Source organism: Catalinimonas alkaloidigena, assembly GCF_900100765.1.
GTDB lineage: Bacteria > Bacteroidota > Bacteroidia > Cytophagales > Flexibacteraceae > Mooreia > Mooreia alkaloidigena.
This window is the reverse complement of sequence record NZ_FNFO01000001.1, coordinates 223,835-242,909: the sequence shown is the minus strand read 5'-3', so window position 1 is coordinate 242,909 and position 19,075 is coordinate 223,835. Positions and strand designations below refer to the sequence as shown.

The 19,075-nt window shown below is 58.3% G+C and carries 16 protein-coding genes; 10 read left to right on the top strand and 6 right to left on the bottom strand.

Annotated elements, in window-relative coordinates; all coding sequences use genetic code 11:
* Nucleotides 1–24 precede the first annotated feature (24 nt).
* Nucleotides 25–1,674 carry a UxaA family hydrolase gene (locus BLR44_RS01060; RefSeq protein ID WP_089678041.1) on the top strand — a complete coding sequence of 550 codons (1,650 nt, stop codon included), beginning with the start codon at nt 25–27 and terminating at the stop codon, nt 1,672–1,674.
* 252 nt (nt 1,675–1,926) lie between these two features.
* Nucleotides 1,927–2,751: a hypothetical protein gene (locus BLR44_RS01055; protein WP_089678039.1), complete on the top strand. Its 825-nt coding sequence runs from the start codon at nt 1,927–1,929 to the stop codon at nt 2,749–2,751.
* A gap of 6 nt (nt 2,752–2,757) precedes the next feature.
* Here the strand turns inward: BLR44_RS01055 and BLR44_RS01050 are convergent, their stop codons facing one another.
* A complete protein-coding gene (locus BLR44_RS01050; RefSeq protein WP_089678036.1) occupies nt 2,758–3,648 on the bottom strand; it encodes a 3-oxoacyl-[acyl-carrier-protein] synthase III C-terminal domain-containing protein in 891 nt (296 codons plus the stop codon).
* A gap of 93 nt (nt 3,649–3,741) precedes the next feature.
* Between BLR44_RS01050 and BLR44_RS28815 the strand changes: the two genes are divergently transcribed.
* Nucleotides 3,742–4,560, top strand: a complete 819-nt coding sequence (locus tag BLR44_RS28815) for a DUF1571 domain-containing protein (RefSeq protein WP_176955850.1) — start codon at nt 3,742–3,744, stop codon at nt 4,558–4,560.
* 59 nt (nt 4,561–4,619) lie between these two features.
* On the opposite strand, the gene BLR44_RS01040 is transcribed toward BLR44_RS28815, so the two are convergent.
* Entirely contained in the window at nt 4,620–6,077 is a 1,458-nt protein-coding gene (locus BLR44_RS01040) for a tagaturonate reductase (RefSeq protein ID WP_089678034.1), read from the bottom strand.
* Between the two features lie 177 nt (nt 6,078–6,254).
* Nucleotides 6,255–8,084 (bottom strand): L,D-transpeptidase family protein, encoded by a 1,830-nt coding sequence (locus tag BLR44_RS01035; RefSeq protein ID WP_089678032.1) that lies wholly within the window; start codon nt 8,082–8,084, stop codon nt 6,255–6,257.
* A gap of 106 nt (nt 8,085–8,190) precedes the next feature.
* On the opposite strand from BLR44_RS01035, the gene BLR44_RS01030 reads away from it, so the two are divergent.
* Nucleotides 8,191–10,104 carry a tetratricopeptide repeat protein gene (locus tag BLR44_RS01030; protein WP_089678030.1) on the top strand — a complete coding sequence of 638 codons (1,914 nt, stop codon included), beginning with the start codon at nt 8,191–8,193 and terminating at the stop codon, nt 10,102–10,104.
* Between the two features lie 25 nt (nt 10,105–10,129).
* On the opposite strand, the gene BLR44_RS01025 is transcribed toward BLR44_RS01030, so the two are convergent.
* From BLR44_RS01025 to BLR44_RS01015, 3 genes are all read right to left on the bottom strand, one after another.
* Nucleotides 10,130–11,791 (bottom strand): glycoside hydrolase family 43 protein, encoded by a 1,662-nt coding sequence (locus BLR44_RS01025; protein WP_245705942.1) that lies wholly within the window; start codon nt 11,789–11,791, stop codon nt 10,130–10,132.
* 371 nt (nt 11,792–12,162) lie between these two features.
* Nucleotides 12,163–12,372, bottom strand: coding sequence for a helix-turn-helix domain-containing protein (locus BLR44_RS01020; RefSeq protein ID WP_089678028.1), 210 nt, complete (start codon nt 12,370–12,372; stop codon nt 12,163–12,165).
* Between the two features lie 4 nt (nt 12,373–12,376).
* Nucleotides 12,377–12,901: a DUF2975 domain-containing protein gene (locus BLR44_RS01015; RefSeq protein ID WP_089678026.1), complete on the bottom strand. Its 525-nt coding sequence runs from the start codon at nt 12,899–12,901 to the stop codon at nt 12,377–12,379.
* Nucleotides 12,902–13,103: 202 nt separating this feature from the next.
* Here BLR44_RS01015 and BLR44_RS01010 point away from each other — a divergent pair, with 202 nt between their 5' ends.
* The 6 genes from BLR44_RS01010 to BLR44_RS00985 all read left to right on the top strand — a co-directional run bounded on the left by BLR44_RS01010 (nt 13,104) and on the right by BLR44_RS00985 (nt 18,895).
* On the top strand, nt 13,104–13,967 hold the full coding sequence (locus tag BLR44_RS01010; RefSeq protein ID WP_089678025.1) for a ChbG/HpnK family deacetylase: 864 nt from the start codon (nt 13,104–13,106) through the stop codon (nt 13,965–13,967).
* Nucleotides 13,968–14,019: 52 nt separating this feature from the next.
* Nucleotides 14,020–15,396: a hypothetical protein gene (locus BLR44_RS01005; RefSeq protein WP_089678023.1), complete on the top strand. Its 1,377-nt coding sequence runs from the start codon at nt 14,020–14,022 to the stop codon at nt 15,394–15,396.
* The gene (locus BLR44_RS01000; protein ID WP_089678021.1) at nt 15,393–17,171 is read left to right on the top strand and encodes a DEAD/DEAH box helicase; all 1,779 of its coding nucleotides are present in this window, start codon (nt 15,393–15,395) and stop codon (nt 17,169–17,171) included. The genes BLR44_RS01005 and BLR44_RS01000 overlap by 4 nt, the downstream gene beginning before the upstream one ends.
* A gap of 73 nt (nt 17,172–17,244) precedes the next feature.
* Nucleotides 17,245–17,838: a YkgJ family cysteine cluster protein gene (locus BLR44_RS00995; RefSeq protein WP_089678019.1), complete on the top strand. Its 594-nt coding sequence runs from the start codon at nt 17,245–17,247 to the stop codon at nt 17,836–17,838.
* Nucleotides 17,839–18,004: 166 nt separating this feature from the next.
* Complete coding sequence (locus BLR44_RS00990) at nt 18,005–18,553, top strand: DUF4136 domain-containing protein (RefSeq protein WP_218126984.1); 549 nt, start codon at nt 18,005–18,007, stop codon at nt 18,551–18,553.
* Nucleotides 18,554–18,673: 120 nt separating this feature from the next.
* The gene (locus BLR44_RS00985; RefSeq protein WP_089678016.1) at nt 18,674–18,895 is read left to right on the top strand and encodes a dodecin family protein; all 222 of its coding nucleotides are present in this window, start codon (nt 18,674–18,676) and stop codon (nt 18,893–18,895) included.
* Nucleotides 18,896–19,075: the final 180 nt, after the last annotated feature.

The following is a 19,075-nucleotide window of genomic DNA, read 5'->3' as shown; positions in this document are numbered from 1 at the left end:
CCGACTCATTCCGAAATAAATACGATGAAAAAGGTACTGAAAGTACAACCCACCGATAATGTGATTGTTGCGCTCACCGATCTGGCCAAAGGCGAGGCTGTGGAGTTTGAAGGCAGGGCTTACCGGATGCTGCACGACACGCCCGCGAAGCACAAGTTTGCCGAGCAGGATTTTGCGGTGGGCGATCCGCTGTACATGTACGGGGTGTTGATTGGCCGCGCGGCGGCTCCCATTCAGGCTGGTGAGGTGATTACGACGAAAAACGTAAAACACGCCGCGACGGGCTTTGCAGGCCGCCAGGGCAAAACCGACTGGCAGGCACCCGACGTGTCGAAGTGGAAAGACCGCACGTTTATGGGCTACCATCGCTCCGATGGCCGGGTGGGTACGGCCAACCACTGGCTGGTGGTGCCGATGGTGTTCTGCGAAAACCGCAACATCAACGTCATCCGCGAAGCGCTGGTCGAACAACTGGGCTACGAATACGGCGGCGGCCCGCTGTACCAGTCGCAGCGGCTGGTGGACGTGTACCGCTCGGGCGGCTCGGCCGAACAGCTGATGGAAACCGAAATCCTGATTCAGGCCGAGGAACAGAAGGCCCGCCGGGTGTTTCCGAACGTCGATGGCATCAAGTTTCTGACCCACGAAGGCGGCTGCGGCGGTACGCGCCAGGATTCGGACACCTTGTGTCGCCTGCTGGCCGGTTACATCTGCCACCCGAACGTGGCCGGCGCCACGGTGCTGAGCCTGGGCTGCCAGAACGCGCAGGTCGAGATTCTGCAGGAAGCCATCCAGCGGATCAACCCTAATTTCGACAAGCCGCTTTACATTCTGGAACAGCAGCAGAGCCAGTCAGAGCCGCAGATGATTTCGGACGCCATCCGCAAAACCTTCGTGGGGCTGATCCAGGCCAACGAACAGATCCGCCGCCCGGCCCCCCTCAGCAAGCTGACCTTCGGGGTAGAATGTGGCGGTTCCGACGGATTTTCGGGCATTTCGGCCAACCCGGCCATCGGCTACGCGTCCGACATGCTGGTGGCGCTGGGTGGCACGGTGATTCTCTCGGAGTTTCCAGAACTCTGCGGCGTAGAACAAGAACTGATCGACCGGTGCGTGAACGACGACCTGGCCGAAAAATTCCGCTCCATTCAAACGGCCTACGCCCGCCGGGCAGAAGAGTCGGGTTCGGGTTTCGACATGAACCCTTCGCCGGGGAACATCAAAGACGGCCTGATTACCGACGCCATGAAATCGGCCGGGGCCGCGAAAAAAGGGGGCACCTCGCCCATCACCGACGTGTTGGACTACACCGAGGCGGTGGTCAATCCGGGCCTGAACCTGCTGTGTACGCCGGGCAACGACGTGGAGTCGACCACCGGGCTGGCCGGTTCCGGAGCCAACATCATCATGTTCTCAACCGGCCTGGGCACCCCGACCGGCAACCCCGTAACGCCGGTGATCAAAGTTTCGAGCAATTCGAAGCTAGCCGAGCGCATGGCGGACATCATCGACTACAACGCCGGAACGGTCATCACGGGCGAAAAAACCATTCCTGAAGCGGGTGAAGAGCTGTTCGACTACTGCGTGAAAGTGGCCAGTGGCGAGGCCCAGCCCCACGCCGTCCGGCTTGGGCAAGACGACTTCATTCCGTGGAAACGGGGCGTTTCGCTGTAACGCCTTTCTGATTTCAGATCACATCGCCAAAAGCCCGCTTCGGTTCTCCGGAAGCGGGCTTTTGGCTTGCCCCCTACTGAATTTTCAGTATTGCCTTTGTGCCGGAAGCTCGTTACCTTGGCAACGCTTCTCCTACAGATCCAGAGGCGATCCGCGCCTCTTCTGCTGCGACTCCATGCTTTCCTACCGGTTCCCCGAGAGTCGCCCGGTGTTTGTTCATTCGGCCTTTGGTTTCCTGCCTCGTTTCCGCTTATGTGCGCCGCTTCCTTCTTCCTTGCGCAACTGACCTTCGAAGTCAACGTCCTCTACCTGTTTCTGATCCTGCTGGGCATCGGGGCGGGTGGGCTGGCAACGTATTTCTACTTCCGGTACCAGAGTCAGAAAGCTTCGCCCCAAAGCCCTCACACCCACTTCGATCATTTCTACAATCCCATTTTCATCGTAGCGATGATCATCATACTGTCCGTTTTGGTTTTGATCGGGGCCAATCTGTTCGGCATGGACCGGGGCGATATTCTGCACAACCTTGCGGGTGGGGCGTATGCCCGCGGGCTGATCACGTACCTGTTTGCGGTGGGCACCATCGGACTGATTGTGCTGCTAATCCTGGCGGCGTTGATCGACACGGGTAAGGACGATCAGCGCTCAGAACAAATTTTCAACCGGGCCAAAGAGGTGCTGACCATCCTGATCGGCATTTTCGGCACCATCATCGGCTATTATTTCGGCGCGGCTCCGCTGTCGCAAGATGCCGCAGCGTCCCTTCCCCTGCTGCTGAATGTGCCCCAGGTGCCCGATTCGGTAGGCGTGGGCGAGGTGCTGGAAATCGAGGTGGAAGCGTACGGCGGGGCTCCTCCCTACGTGCTCACCATCGATCTGCTGCCCTTCCCGGGACACGAATGGAAGAAAGTAATTTCGGCCGCGGGCGAAGCGCTTGAGGCGCAGGTGCGCGTCCCGACCGGCGCGACCGGGGCGTACCTGGACGCGGTGCTGTATTTGGAAGATGCACGGGAAGATTCGGTTACGAACAAAATTACCGTCAAGCTCCACCCAGCGGCCCGGGATACGCTGCCGTAACGGCCATCAGCACTGCCAGACGCCGCCGGTGATCATACCGCCCGTTCCGAAGCTGCACACGAACACTTTCTTGCCGCGGGCTTCGGGCCAGATCCGGTCCAGCGCTACGCCTACGGTCGCCACCCCACAATTCCCTACTTCGGCGGCCAGGTCGACAAAGGTGGCGGGATAGCGGGCAAAGACCTGCTTCAGATGCCCGATGATACCGGGATTGACCTGGTGGAGAATGATGTAGTCGGGGGTACCGGTGGTACGGACCAAGTCGAGGTAAAAGGCTTCGGCTTTGCGCAACAGCCTCATCGCCATCCGTTTGTCCATCTGTAGTCCCAGGTAGCGGCGCGGATCGCAGGCGGGCTGGCGTTGCGCCTGAATGACACGCGGCGTCACGTGCCCGAGGTTGACCGTCACCACGTCGCGCAGGTCGGCGTACTGCCGCGAAAGGCTGCCCAGCAGTCGTTGCGGATGCGGGCCTCCCTCGACCAGACACGCAAAGGAGCCGCGACTGAAGTAGTCGTGCAACGGACTGGCAGACGAGGTGGCCTGATGTGCCGCTTCGGCCGCCACCACCAGCACGGCACTCTGGTGAAGTTCGGCCAGTTGGCTGCCCAGAATAAGGGCGCTGGCACCACCCGTGCACCCCTGGACCAGATCGAGTACGTGGCACGGCCCCAGCAGCTCCGGAAACGCCGCCGCGAGTTCCTGTCCCAGCGAAGGCGTGAGCCGATCGGGACACGTGGTGGCGACAACCAGGTGCGATACGGGGCGGGCGGGCCGACGGCGCAGCAAGGCGCGAAGCGATTGCAGGGCCACGTCGACAACCGGAGCAGATACTGCGGTGACTTCGGGGGCAGGCTTCCGTTCGTAAAAGCTCCGAATGTGCTGGATGATCACTCCCATACGTACCAAGACAGGTGTCCTGCTAAGTTAGAATTCTGCACCAAAGTCGGTCGGGATTTCTGCCGTCCTTCACGTCCCCTCCATTACTCTGCCATGCGAACGCTTCTCTTTCTAATCGCCTTTTGTCTGCCGTGGACGGTCGCCGCCCAGGATCAGACGGGTGCAGTGGCCCTCGTCAAGCAGATGATGGCCCGATGCGAGTCGGTGCAAACCTTGCAGTGCCGCTACCACAAGGAAGAGCGGATTGAAGGTGAGTTGATCAAGGAAACGATGGACGTATCGCTGCGACGCACGCCGTTCCGGCTTTACCTCCAGTTTGTCGAACCCGACGCCGACAGGTCCGTCTGTTTTCCCCATCCGCAAGATCCGGAGAAGGCGCGGGTGCTGATGCGGGTGCTGGGCGTTCCGCTCTCCCTGTCGCTAGCCCCGGACGACAAGCGCATGCGCAAAAATCAGCACCACACCATCCGCCGCATCGGGTTTGATTATGCGTTCTCGATTCTCCGGTTCCTCATCGACCATTCTTCCGACTCGCTCATCTGGCAGGTCGCGCCGTCCACGTTCGACGGACACGCCTGTTATCAAGTCACGATCCAGAATCCCCGCTTCCGCTACCTGCCCTACACCGGGCGACCCGGCGAAACGCTCCAGCGCCTGGCCGACACGCGCATGCTCTCCGAATTTTTGTTGCTGGAACGCAACCCGCAGGCGAAATCTTATACCCACAGCATCGCCGCCCTGCCGCTCAGCCTTCCCAGTGCTTACGCCCAGACGTTGGTGCTCCAAATCGACAAAGCGCGATTTTTCCCGCTGAGCCTGGAGATTTACGACGACCGGGGCCTGTTCGAAAAGTACCAGTACCGTCAGTTAGTGTTGAACCCACCGAATCTGCTGACGGCGCCGTGCCCATAAAAAAAGCCGCGGCAGGGTGTTTCCCGCCGCGGCTTTGCTCATATAACTTCTCTAAAGACTCAGGAACCGGAATTTACCTCCGCGAAGGCGGCTTCTTCCAGGGCCGATTTCATGCCTTTCTCGTCGATGGCTTTTACGTAGCCCGCCACGGCGTCGGTCAAGCCGGGCACCTCGTTCAAGTTCTGTTTCCAGATTTTCTCGTAGCCCAGCACAATCTCCACCAGTTGGCGCAGCCCCGCGTCGGTGCCGTCCCAGCCTTTCCAGATTTCACCAAACAGATCCAGCGTATCCTGATCGTCTTTCAGGTCGATCGACTCGCCGTCCACGTCTCCTTTGTAGAACCGGATCAGCGCCGCCAGGGCAAATACCAGCCGCTGCGGCAATTTGCCGGTCTGTTCCTGGTAGGTGAGCAGCGACGGCAACACACGCGTTTCGAACTTCGAAGTGGAGTTGAGTGCAATGCTGATGAGGTAATGTTGGATGTAGGGATTGCGGAACCGCTCCAGCACGTCGTTCGCAAACTCTTCCAGCTCTTCGCGGGGCAGGTCCAGGGTCGGGATGATCTCCTCGAAAATGGCCTGATGGATGTACGACCCAACCACGTCGTGCTCGACCGACTCTCGGACGGTGCGCAGGCCGTAGAGGTAGGCCACCGGCACCATGGTGGTGTGGGCTCCGTTCAGGATGCGGACTTTCCGCGTGCGGTACGGCTGCATATCGCGCACAAACTTGACGTTCAGGCCCGCCCGGTCGGCCGGGAACTCGTTCTGTACGGACTCGGGCGCTTCGATTACCCAGAGGTGGAATTGTTCCCCTTCTACCACCAACTGGTCTTTGTAGCCCAGCTCCTCGTGGATTTCCTGGATGCGGTCGCGCGGGAACCCCGGCACAATGCGGTCGACCAGCGTGTTGCAGAACGTACAGTGCGCTTCAATCCACGCTTTGAATCCTTCGTCGAGGCCCCACAGATCGACGTAGTAGAGCATGGCGGTCTTCAGCTTGTCGCCGTTGTAGTTGATCAGTTCGCACGGCAGAAAAATGATGCCCTTGTCGGCGGCGCCGCCAAACGTCTGGTAGCGGCGTTGCAGCCAGCAGGTCAGCTTAGCCGGGAACGTAGTCGGCGGCGTCTGGTCCGACCAGTCGTTGGCGTCGGTCGCAATGCCCGCTTCGGTCGTGTTCGACACCATGAACCGCATCTCGGGCTGTTCGGCGGTTTGCAGAAACGCGTCCCACTGGGTATAGGGATTCAGCCCCCGGCTGATGCTGTCGATCACCTGATGCTCACTAACGACCTGGCCCTGCCGGATGCCTTGCAGGTACAGCGTGTAGCGACTGTCCTGTTGGTTGAGCAGATCGACCATGCCCTGCGCAATGGGCTGTACCACCACGACGCTGCCGTCGAAATCGGTTTTGTCGTTCATCGACTGGACAATCCAGTCGACAAAAGCCCGGAGGAAGTTTCCTTCCCCAAACTGGAGGATGCGTTCGGGACGTTTTGTCTTATCAGTTGGGAACATAAGTAGCGATTATTTTTTGGGAAATAGAATGCAATGTAGGCCAGATATACTGTTTCGGGCACCAGAAAAACCGGAAATCTGGTTTAGGCGGCCGATCTTTTGCCCTTTCCACAAAAAAGCGGTCCCTCCCGAAGGAAGCACCGCGTGCATAAGACCATGTCGTGTGGCGAAGCGCGCCTAGCGCCCGGTCGTTTCGTAGGCCAGCGGCGTTGCTTCCTGTCCCAGGGCATTGAGCTGGGCGTCGTCGTACCCGTACACATCGCGCCAGAAGCTGACACGCCCCGTTTCTTGGTTGACCCAGGCCGTCTGGTAGATGATATTTACCGGCAATTTTTCGGGTAGGGTGACGGTGACGGGCTCTTCCTGGTGCATCGCCTCGTCGATTTTTTCGGTATCCCACTGGCGTCTGTCGTCCAACAGGTACTCGGCCAGTTGCGCCGGAAATTCCACCCGCACGCATCCGTGGCTCAGGTCGCGTACTTCCTGCGAAAACAAGTGGTGGCCCGGCGTATCGTGCAGGTAGATGTTCATGTTGTTGGGAAAGATGAACTTGGCGCGGCCCAGCGCATTGCCGTCGCCCGGCCGTTGCACGACGCGGTATTTGAACTCTTCCGGATCGATGTCGGCCCACTTTTCTTTGGCGATCTCTTTGGCCGTCATGGGCGACTCGCCGTCGTGCCACGTCCGGTAGATGTCGTAATTGTTACGATCCAGCCAGGTAGGGTCTTTGATCAGATGCGGCAGAATTTCGTCGCGCCCGATGCTCAGCGGTACTGTCCAGGTTGGGCTGAACACGATGTACGACATGCTGTCGCTGAAAATGGGCGTCTCGTTGGTGAAGTCTTTTCCCACAATCACCCGCATCGACAGGTCTTCTTTGCCCTTGCGGTAGATGTGCAGCTTAAATTCCGGAATGTTGACTTGCAGGTAGTAGTCGCCTCTGGTGCGGGGCATCCAGCGGATGCGTTCCATATTCAAGGCCAGTTGCTGGATGCGCTGTTCGACCGGCACATTGAGCAACGTCAGGGTGGTCGGCCCTACCGCACTGTCGACTTTTGTGCCCTGGTGCTCCTGAAAGCTGGCAACGGCGGCGGCCAGCGCCTCATCGAAGTAGGTGCTGTCTTCCGCGTAGGCGTTGTCGGGCGTCAGGTCGTTGGTCAGGATCAGGCGTTTTTTCAACACGGCCACGGCGGCTTCGCGGTCGCCCTTTTCCAACACACCTTTCGCCGGGTTAATTTTTGGCCAGCCGCCTTGTTTGGCCAGCTCGCGGTACGCGGCCAGTTGCTCGCGCAGCAGGCCGTATTGCTCTTCTTCCGGACGCAGGGAATACAAAATGGTCTGGACACGGTTCTGCTGAAGCGCATCTTCCAGGGCTTTTGCGTAGTTACCCTCGGGTACGTTCAGGTACCACTGCTCGTGTAATTCGTTCGGATCGACCCGCCCGGCGTGCAGGTGTTTGGCGTAGGTCAGAAACGTGCTGGTCAACAGAAAATCCAGTTGTAAAAAGTCGCCCAGTTTCAACGTAGCGCGGTCGATGCTGTCGCTGAAGATTGCCGCCCGTGCCCGAACAATGTCGTTTACAGGATAATCGTTTGGCGAAAGGCCGTCGGCCGGAGCGGCCTGCAGCGCCAGAAGCAACGAATCGACCTGCGGCAACAACCCGTCGCCTCCGTTCCAGGCCAGCCGGTAGTCGCGATCGGCATAAAACGTTTGCAGCGCCTTGGTCAGCGCTTCGCGTGCGCTCCGGTCTTTAAAAAACGTGCGCTGGTTCAGGTTCATCACCTGCTGTTCTACGGCCTTTTTGATGGAAGAATCGGGCAGATCGAGGCGGCCGTCGGTCATCACCCGGAGGTATTCGTCGTCGCGTTTCAGGTTCACTTCCTTGGCGGCTTCCCGGTCGGAAAGGTTGGCCGTGCGGCTCCCCCCTCCCCCTGACCGCTGGCAGGACTGAAACCCGACGAAGCAGAAAAGTAAGAGCAAAAAATAGGATTTATAATAGGTTTTCATGAAGTATCTTGTTAGCTAGGGTATTATACTGGTTTTCCCGTATTTTCGTTCCGGGATTTCCGCCTCCCCTCTACTTGCAACTTTCGGGAGAAACCAGGCCTACAGAATGAACGTGGGAGTTTTTCGGAGAAAATGGTATGTGGTCGCTTCTGTAGTGTTATACGCGCTTGTGCTGGCGGTGTTCGGCCGGTGCGACTCCAAGCCTACGGAAGTTCCTGAAGATGAACCCACTACAGGTTCTGTAACCCAGGCGGCGTACGTGGGTTCGGCTGCGTGTCGGTCGTGCCACGCAGAAGTGTACGACGCTTACCAGCACACTGGCAAAGGCCGCTCGTTTCATGCCCCGCATCCGCTCGACCGCTTCGAAAATTTTGCGGCCCCGCCCGTGTACGACCCTACACTCGACTTTCATTACCGGGCCTTCTGGCGCCACGACACCCTCTACGTAGCGGAGTTTCGTACAAAAGGCCGCGCCGACACGACTCACTACCGCGAAGAGCGCGTGGCCTACGTCATCGGCTCGGGAAATCAGACGCGCTCGTACCTGCGCGAGGTGAACGGCTATCTTTACGAAATGCCCCTGACGTGGTATGCCCAACGAGGCCTCTGGGACCTGAGTCCGGGCTACGAAGCGGGACACAACACCCGGTTCGATCGGCTGGTGGGCGAGGCGTGTCTGAGTTGCCACGGCAGCGGACAGGCGTACGTGGAGCATTCGCTGAACCGGTTTACCGAGGTCGGCGGTGCCATCGGGTGTGAGACGTGCCACGGCCCCGGCAGCACGCACGTGCAGTACTGGGAAGAGGGGCCACGTGCGACGAAAGGGCAACGGGATTCGACCATCGTGAATCCGAAGTACCTCACCGCCACGCTGCAATTCGACGTGTGCCGTCAGTGCCATCTGGAAGGCGTGGTAGTAGCCCAACCCGGTCGGGACCCGCAGGCGTACCGCCCCGGCCAACCCCTCGCCGATTATCAGGAAATTTTTCTGCCCGTTACGGACGCAACAACGGAATACGGCTTTGCCTCACACGCCGAACGGCTCCAGCAAAGTCCCTGCTTTCTGGGTTCGGGGAAGGTGCTGACCTGTACACCCTGCCACGCCCCCCACCAGCCCCTGGCCACGCAGGTTTCCTACAACGCGACCTGCCAGTCGTGCCATCCCGCCCCCGACGCCTGCACCGAACACGCGGAGGCGCGGCTGGCGGTCGACAACAACTGCGTACGGTGCCACATGCCCAAGCGCGGTCCCGGCGACATTCCGCACGTGGCGACGACCGACCATAAAATCGGCATTCATCGGGATTCGCTGAGCTTCGCGACTACGGCGGCGGCTTCGCCGATGCAGCTCAAAAGTTTTACTTCCGACCATCCTTCCGAACGGAACCAGGCACTGGCGTACCTGAATTATTACGAGCAATTTGACCAGAATCCGGCTTACCTGGCCCAGGTAGCCACGTTTGTCCAGGCACTGGAGCGCGACGCGCAGATCAAACTGGCGTACCTGCAACAGCAACCGCTCGCGCCGTCCTGGCAGGCGCTGACACCCTCGCAGGTAGACGATCCGGCCACCTGTTTTTACGTCGCCGAAATGCGCCTTCGGCAGGGCCTTCCTTCCCTCGACTGGCACCGCCGCGCGGTGAATCTGGCGCCCGATCACCTGGAGTACCGCTTTGCACTCGCGTCCGCTTACGAAACTGCCGGTCAACCCGAGGCGGCTGCCGCCACTTACCTGGAGGTATTGCAACGTCAGCCCGAACACCAGGCATCGTTGCTGAACTTAGGCTACCTGCGGTTGCAGACGGAGCAATGGGAAGAAGCGCTGGCGTTGTTCGACCAAGCCCTAGCCCTTTACCCCGACTACCGGCTGGCGTACGAAAATCGGGTGCAGGCTTTGTTACAATTGGGCGAGTTGCCGGAAGCCCTCCGGACACTGGATCGGCTCATCAAACAGTATCCCGACGACGCCCGGTATCCGGCCCTGCGGACACAGGTGCGGGAGGCATTATCGGCGAATTGAGGCCGCAACTACACAGAAGAAAGGCTTACTCGTAGCGAAGCTGCACCGCTTCAAACACGCCTGTAGCCAACGGCTCACCTTGTACGTGGATACCCACCCGGGGAGCCCGGTCCCAGCGCGGCAAAAAATCACCCGCCAGCACAATCGGCGCTGTAGACGTGACGGGCTCGCCTTGGCGCTGCCAGTGAAATTGATAGGCCGCGCCGGGCTGATAGACCACCGAGAGGGTAACCGGAGTTTTGCCGGGTGGCAAAGCAAAGGTCTGGACCACTTCCCGTTTTCCTTCTTTGACCTGCCAAAGTTCCAGTGTGTTGTGACGGACACCCAGCCCCAGGGCATTAGCCCCATCTCCGTATACGCAGACTCCTTGTAAAACAGCTGCTTGGGGCCATACCTCGGCAGAAAAGGCAAAGCGTTCTTTCCGGATGATCTGCCCCAGAAAGCTTCCGACAGTCGTGGCAGATGCCGGCGCTTTCACCCGCAACTGGCCTTTTCGAATCGCGTAATCAGGCTTTGGCTGGCTTACATCCCATACCCAGGCCATCGGCGCAGGGTGGTCGAAACGGGTAGCAATCTGCCAGTCCTGCGTTTGCGCTCGGCCCAGGGGAGAAGCGGCTTGCAGCGGGGGGGTGGTACCGTAGCGAAATTTCGGCCAGCCGGTCTGCTCGTCCCACACCAGTTCACTCAGCACTCCTTCTCGCCCGGTGGTGGTAAAACTGGTGGCCCGGTAGGCATGATGCAAGTAAAAATCGCGGCCGTCGGCGGTAGTTACTACGGTGCCGTGTCCGGGACATTTCCAATCCGGTCCTCCGCTCAAGACCGGATTTCCTGCAAACTTTTCCCAGGGTCCCTGCAATTGTCTGGCACGGGCGAGCCCCACCTGGTAGTTGCAGGTCGGACCACAACAGGCATTCCCGGAGTAGGTCATATAATAATAGTCTCCATGTTTAAACAGCGCCTGCCCTTCCATCCCACCGGCTTCCCAGTTGGTCGTGTCCGCTTCAAGGAGCGTAAAGACTTCACCGGTGACGTGCAGACCGTCCGGCGTAAGTTCCCGTCCCAGTAGCTGAATGAGTTTGTCGTCGTCCAGCCCGTAGGCTTTCCAGGTGATGTAAAGCGTTCCTTTTTCTTCTACCACAAAGGCATCGATGGCCTCTTTGGTCCACTCCAGCAGACAGCCGTGGTCGGTAAATCCCTGGCGCAGGTCGGTTGTGGTAGCGACACCAATGTAGGAGCGTTGATCCGATTTACGGCGGGCCGTATAGTACACATAAAAGGTCCCGTTCCGGAAGAAAAGCTCGGGAGCCCAGTAGCTTCCCATCGTCCAGGCAGGGAGGTCGTGAAACACCGGCCCGATGTACTGCCAGTTGACCAGATCCGAGGAAGCGTACAGCGGATAGGCAGGTCCCCACTCAGAGGAGGTACCGGCGGCATAATAAGTGTCGCCGACACGTATCACAGAAGGGTCGGCGAAATCGCCGGCGATTACCGGATTCTGATAGGTGACGGGCGAGTTCGCCTGGCCGCATCCGGTTTCCGTACACAGTCCGGTTAGGAGCAGTAGGAACAGGGATGGCAGAAAGAGGCGTTTCCAGACAAAAGAACGTTTTTTTCCTTTCCGCGCCGCAGGCGGTGCGGGCCTGTGCTTTTGTTGCTCGCACAGAGGCTCCACGTAGGTTTGCATCATCGGACAAAGATATGCTACGGATCGAACTGACAAACTTTCAGACCGCTAGGCCTACCGACAGATGGGCAGCTTAATGGCATTCCAGCACTTGCTGCGAAAGCAACGTTTGCCGTAACATCAGCGCTTGCGGCATCGTGCTTGTCGCTCACGCTACGCCTCATGTTGATCACTTTGATTTTTACGCGTTCCGTTTTAGGCCACGGGCAAACCAGAGGTCGCAGAAGCCTGCGGCCATCACTTTTTACTCGGAAGAAAGATCCGGTGATCAAAGTCAGGGGCAGTTCGGTCAGCAACGCTCGAAAGCTACCCGCCGCCTGAACAGTGAAATCAACGTTCCTGGCTGTGTCGTTTTTAAAGTTCGTCGCCGAACGTCAGGAGAGCTCCTGATATTCCAGCAAATCGCCGGGTTGGCAGTCCAGGGCTTCGCAGAGGGCTTCGAGGGTGCTGAAACGGACGGCTTTGGCTTTTCCGGTTTTCAGAATCGAGAGGTTGGCGAGCGTCAGGTTGACTTTTTCTGAGAGTTCGCTCAGCGACATTTTCCGTTTGGCCATCATCACATCCAGGTTCACGACAATCGGCATGGGCTCAGATCGTTAGTTCCTGTTCGGCCTGGATGTCGATGCCCTTCCGGAAGACCTGCGCAATGAGGAAGATAACACCCGCCAGAAAAAGCAGTTCTTCGCTGCCCCATGCATAGGCCACCGCCATGCCCTGTTTCAGAAGCCACTTGCTGTAACCCTGCGCGATGACCGCGACGATTCCGGCGCTCAGCGTCATCTGACTGATTTGCGCAATCAACTGCCCGACTTCGGCACTGAACGGATGCGCGACATTAAGGCAGGAGAAAATGCGGATTGCCAGATAGGCGATGTAGGCCTTCAGGGCAGAAATGCCCATGATGAAGGAGAGCACAGCGGAATAGGCGCGGACGTCGTGCCCTCGGAGGGCGGACAGGTCGATCCCCAGGTAAAGGTGCTGGGCGGCTTGCGGGTTGAACAGACTGACGACGTACGACACAAGAAAGGTCCCGGTCTGGACGAGCAAACCAATGAAGATGATCCAGGTGAGTACGTGCAGCAGATTCAGAATTTGCGTGGTTTTCTTTTTCATGAGAAAGAGCGTAAAACTTCATTCCAAATTTCGATAAATATTTATCGAAAAACAATAAAATAATTTTACTATTGGCGTGTTCATCAACATGCCCCATTTTCCTGGTCGCGCGGCTAAAGCCCGGCCTATTCCACGCGCACTGTGGAGCGCCGATTGACAGGAAATCTGTACTTTTCCTCTCGACACCTTCCCCCCTCCTACCATGCCGCTACGCCTTCTCTTTTCGGTACTTGTTCTGCTGGTGACGTACGGCGGTTGCGCCCAACGTCAGGACATTTACATCCTTTTCCGCTCCGACGACATCGGCTTTGCCCATACGGTGAACGAGGCCTGCATTGAAGCGTGTGAAAATGGCATTTCGCGGACAGTGGAGTTGATGGTGCCGACGCCCTGGTTTCCGGAAGCGGTGGCGCTTTTGCAACAGCATCCCGACATCGACGTAGGGATTCACCTGTGTCTCACGAGCGAGTGGGAACACCTCAAATGGTCACCCTTGACGCACGCGCCCAGCCTCACGACCGAAGCGGGCTATTTCCATCCGTTTCTCTGGCCCAACGACGACCTGCGGCCGGAAAACACATTTTTGCTGGAACAGGACTGGCAAGTGCAGGAGATCGAACAGGAACTGCGCGCACAGATCGAACGGGCGACGAAAGCACTGCCGCGTATCAGCCACGTTTCGGCGCACATGGGCATGTCGGGCATCGACCCGCAGGTGGCAGACCTGGTGGATCGTCTGGCGACGGAATATGGAATCGACATCGACCCGACCGATTACGGCGTGCAGCGGGCGCCCGGCTTCGGCGGCAACCGGACCACCGCCGACGAGAAAATCGAAAACCTGATCGCCTGGCTCGACACCGTGCCGTCGGGCAAGTGGCTGTTCGTGGATCACCCGGGTTACGACACGCCGGAATTGCGGGCCGTCGGCCACAAGGGCTACGAGCACGTCGCGGCCGACCGGGCGGGCGTCACGAAAGCGTTTACCGATCCGCGCGTAAAAGCCGCCATCGAGCGGCGCGGCATCCACCTGATTGCCTACCGCGATTTACCGAAGTTGCACTAACCGCCCCTCCGTCACTTGCGAAAGCGCTTTTGACCTGCGTACATTAGTGGACATGCACCCCGACGCGTTTCGTCCCCAGCCCAAACCGACCAACGGTCACCAGTTTGGCGCGTATTTAAACTGCCCCCGCAAAGCCTGGTTCAACTACCACGCGACCTCGGCCCTGAAGGCGCCGGTGCCGCTGGCGCTGCGCGCGATGCAACAGGAAGGATTGCAGTACGAAAAGGAGGTGATCGAACGGCAGTACGCCGGGGCGTTTGAGGTGACGGGACAGACCGAAGCCGAACGGCTGGTGCAGACCGAAAAGGCCATGCGCGGCGGCGAGCCGGTAATTTTGCAGGCGCAACTGCTCGGCCCCGAGCGCGTGGGCGTTGCCGACATCCTGGAGCGCGTGGCCAGCGGGCCGGGCTACCGGCTGGGGCATCTCTACCAGGTGGGCGACATCAAAAGTTCGAAAACCGTGACGTTGCACAACCTGTTGCAAATCGGCTGGTACAGCCGGTTGCTGACCGGCCTGCAGGGCACTGCCCCCGAACGGGCGTTCCTGATCATGGGCGACGGACGACGCGAGGAAGTGGAAGTGGCGCTGGTGGAGACGATCCTGCGGGAAACGTACTACGACCTGATGGCGGTGCGGCGGCTAGCCTGGGAGGAACTCAACGAAAAGCATCCGCCGGTGCTGAGCCGCAATTGCATGACCTGCCAGTACCGGTACGAGTGCATGCCGCGCGTCCAGGCCGCCGACAGCCTGTCGCTTCTCCCCGACCTCGGTGCGCACCGCCTCGCGCATTTGAAAGCGCACGGGTTGCACACCTGGCGCGACCTGGCCCTCTGTTCGGATGCGCAACTGGAAGAACTGGAGTTTTCGGACGTGGAGATTCAGCGGAGCCGCGAGGCTATCGAGCGACTGCGGCAGGGACGGGTGCTGTTTCGGAAGAAACTGCGGGACGACCTGTTCCGGAAAACGGCTCTGGCTACGCTGGAACTGAAAAAACAACCGGAAGGCTACCGGGCCATCGCGTTGGTGTACAGGATCGGGCAAAATACGTACCGTGCGCCCATCACTTACGACGAGTGGGAACAACCGCAGTTCGAACTCCCCACCAAACTGCAAAACCGCCGGCTGATCCTCTACGGGTTGGATTACGCCACGCTACGGAAAATCCTCCGCCAAACGAAGCAACTGGACCTCGTCACGCTGTTCGATGTCTTTTCCTTCATTGAAAAATACGTTCACGCGCCGCTGCCCGGCCTGGAACTGGGCGAATTGCATGCCTACCTGCGTGGCGATCAGGAGTATTTCGCCCTGCGCGACACCGCAAACACGTCCCTCACGGCGGAAGAATACGCCCGGCAACGCCTGGAAACCTTAACTGAAGTGGCGCGCTGGCTGCACGAAAATCTGGCGTCCCTGCCCGTACGCGTATGAACACCATCACGCCCCAATCCCTGATCGATTACATCTACCAGGAGACGGCGGCCGGGCTGGAGGGTCAACTGACCAACCAACTCATTACGCTGGAGGGGCTGGAAGAAGACGGCGTCATCCTGTCGAACCTGCGGCTGGTCGGCTGCGACTTGCATACCGCGACGTTCCGTTACACCACGAACCTGACCAAGTTCAAGATGGGCGATCAGGTGATTCTGACGGACGGGCAGCAAAAAATCAAGGTGGAGGTGGTGGGAATGGACGCGACCACCATTACCCTGCGCGCGGGCTACGGCGAACGGTTCGACGGTCTTTCGTCGCAGGCGGCGTGGCGGCTGGAAGAAGTGCCGTTCGACATGGGCTGGCGAGTCGCCAAGCTGATTCGCGAACGGCTGATGCCGGGCAGTGCGGGCTGGCCTTTCTTTTCGACGCTATTTTATCAACGCACCCCGACCCTTCCCCCCGATGCTCCCGACGAAGCAACCGTCCGGCAACAGGTCGATGCTTTTCTGGCCGAACACCAAACCCAACTTAATCCGTCGCAGTACCGGGCCGTGTGTCGCAGTGTGCAGCGGCCGGGAGTCTTCGCCGTGCAGGGCCCGCCCGGCACCGGCAAAACGAAAGTCTTGTCGGTGATTGCCCACGTGTTGGCCGAATCCGGATTCCGCGTTGCCATCGTGGCGCATACCCACCAGGCCGTGAACCACGCGCTGACCGAGATCAAAGCCCTGCACCCGGAGCGCGACGTCGTTAAGATCGGTGATCCGCTCAAGGCACTGGACCTCCCCTCGCGTCTGATGCGGTGCCGATTTCGCGAATTCGAACGCCTCTGGCGAAGCGGCGATGTGCAGCACGCCACCGTCACCGGTTTTAGTTTTTATTCGGCGCTGTTCGCCCTGGCCCGCGACGAAGCGATTTACCGCCCCGACGTGGTGCTGATCGATGAAGCGAGTCAGATGCCCCTGGCCCTCGGCGCCCTGACCGGCACGTTGGGTGCTCCCAGCGTTCTGTTGTTCGGCGATCCGAAACAAATGCCACCCATTTTTCAGGAAGAGCTGGGCGACCACGCCCTTTCGGTATCAATTCTGGAGCACATCGCCCGTCACCATCCCGACCACTTTACGCCCCTCGACATCACGTACCGCATGAACCGCCGCCTAACCGAACTGGTGGGCGACCTGTTTTACCGCGATGCGCAGGGCGTGGTGTTCCTGAAACCGGGCGACTGGAACCGGGCCCGAACCTTCCGGCAATTGTCGGTAGAAGCCGAAGCGCCTCTCGATCAGCTATTGGCCCCCGACGTGTCGTTCGCGTGGGTGCGCTCGCCGGGGCGACTGCACCGCCAGACCAATCCGTACGAAGCCGACCTGACCGCCCGCCTGATCGGCACCTGCCTGCGCGGGGGCCTGACGCCGCACGACGTCGCGGTGGTCACGCCGTATCGCCGCCAGATCGTCGCCATTGGCAATCAACTGCACAAACAGTACCCGGACCTGCGACACACGCCGATCATCGACACCGTAGAACGCGTGCAGGGCCAGAGTGTGGAATTGGTCATTGTCTCGTACGCCACGTCCGATCCGGACTACATTGCCGACGTCAGCGAATTTTTGTTCTCCGCCCCGCGCCTGAACGTCGCCATCAGTCGTGCGAAGACCAAAGTTATCTTCCTCTGTGCCGATACGATCCTGACCAGCGTACCGGCCACCCTCGAAGGATTGCGCACCCAACAGCACCTCCGCCAGCTCCGTGAGAAGGCCTGCCTGGTGCTCTGAAAATATTTCCGTCGTCCGCGCTTGCAGAACACTTCCCACCCTCTAACTTCGCGCGCTTTTTTCACCCATTTTCATGTCCATCCCCCAAAAAGTGAAAGCTGTGGAAGCGGTATTCCACGCGTTAGAAGGCGAGCTACGCCAATTCCAAAACCAAACCCCGCTGCGCTGCCTGACAGGCTGCGGCGAGTGCTGTAAGAAACCGGACATTGAGGCGACCGTGCTGGAAATGATTCCGTTGGCATACCACTGGTACCAGACGGGGACCGCCGAAGCGTGGCTAGACCGTCTCGAAACCTCGGATGCCGATCCGCTCTGCAAACTTTTCAACCCGTTCGGCACCCTGCAAGGCAAAGGAAATTGTGAGCATTACGCGTACCGAGGGCTGGTTTGTCGCCTCTTTGGGTTTGCGGCCAACCTGAACAAGTACGGCAAACCGTTGCTGGCTACCTGCAAACTTTTGAAGGAGGAAAAAGCGGAGGCGTACCAACAGACGCAGGCGTGGATCGACGCGGGCGGGCGTGTCCCCATGATACGCGACTATTATATGAAGCTGTACGCGATTGATCCGACTTTGAGCGAGCAACGCCATCCCATCAATACGGCCATTCGGCTGGCCTTGGAAAAGGTGCTTTTGTATTACTACTATCAGACGCCAAAAGCCTCGTAGGACTTACCGTGTCTCTCAGAGCAACTTTCAAAAAATTTAAATTGATCAAAACATGATCAGGAAAGCTCCCGTAGTCAATAATGAGAATCTTATTGTGAATTAAACACTTTTTGATATGAAATTCCTAGCATTATTCTCAATGGCTACCTTGCTTTCATGTGGAGTTATGGCACAAAATGCCTCCCCAGCGACAGACGTACCGACCCGTGAAGGGGGCGTAATTGTCGCTTCAGACGAGCAACCCAACCACGACTTTGATCAGTACAGCACCTACAGTTGGTCGGTGCAGCTTCAGGAGCCAAACTCCATTTTCGCCCTCAACGATTTGGTATTGAAGTCGCGCATCATCTCCGACCTCGCTTACGAAATGGAGGCACGGGGATACGAACAGGTCGCGAGCAACCCCGATCTGATTGTGAGCTTTCGCGTATTTGATGCGCCTACAGAGTTCACAGGCTATGAAGGCTTCGGTACAAATTACTTCGGCGATGAGATTCGCGAGCCGGAAGATCGCGTTCGTTATAAGTTCGATGCCGGAACATTGATTGTGCACTTGATTGATAACAAAACCGACGAAGTAGTGTGGCAAGGGTATGCGTCCGGTCTGATCGACGGTAACGTTTTCGACCTTGACAAAGACGAAGTAGCCGAAGCCGTCCACATGGTGATGGATGAATACAACTACAACGCCAAAGGCATGGCGAGTAACGAGTAATTAAATCACTTTTTAAGGGCAGGTCATCCGAACGGATGGCCTTTTTTTATGCATTTGCCAACCCCTTGACGACTGATGCGTAGTAGATAGCACACATGTTCTACCTAACCTCCCATCCCCATGTCTATTGTCAAAGTTATCGAAGTGATTGCCTGGTCTGAAAAAGGTTTTGACGAAGCTGCCCAGAACGCCGTAACCGAAGCCAGCAAATCCATTCGGAACATCCACTCGATTTACATCAAGGAGATGAAAGCGCACGTCAAGGATAGCAAAATCACTTCCTATGGTGTAAACGCACAGATTTCGTTTGAACTGGACGCCCTATCGGCCGATCAAGCTTAGAAATCCGGTCAGGTACTCGATTGTGATGTACTATTTCAACACAATCGAGTACATAATGTTATTTTGATTCAAAAAGCTTTCTTCTTCTTGAGCCGGTCAGTCCGTGTTTTTGCGTGATGCAATGACTTTTTTGTACAATTTACCGGACCTGAAGGCGAAATTAGCGCAGTAGTCGCACAG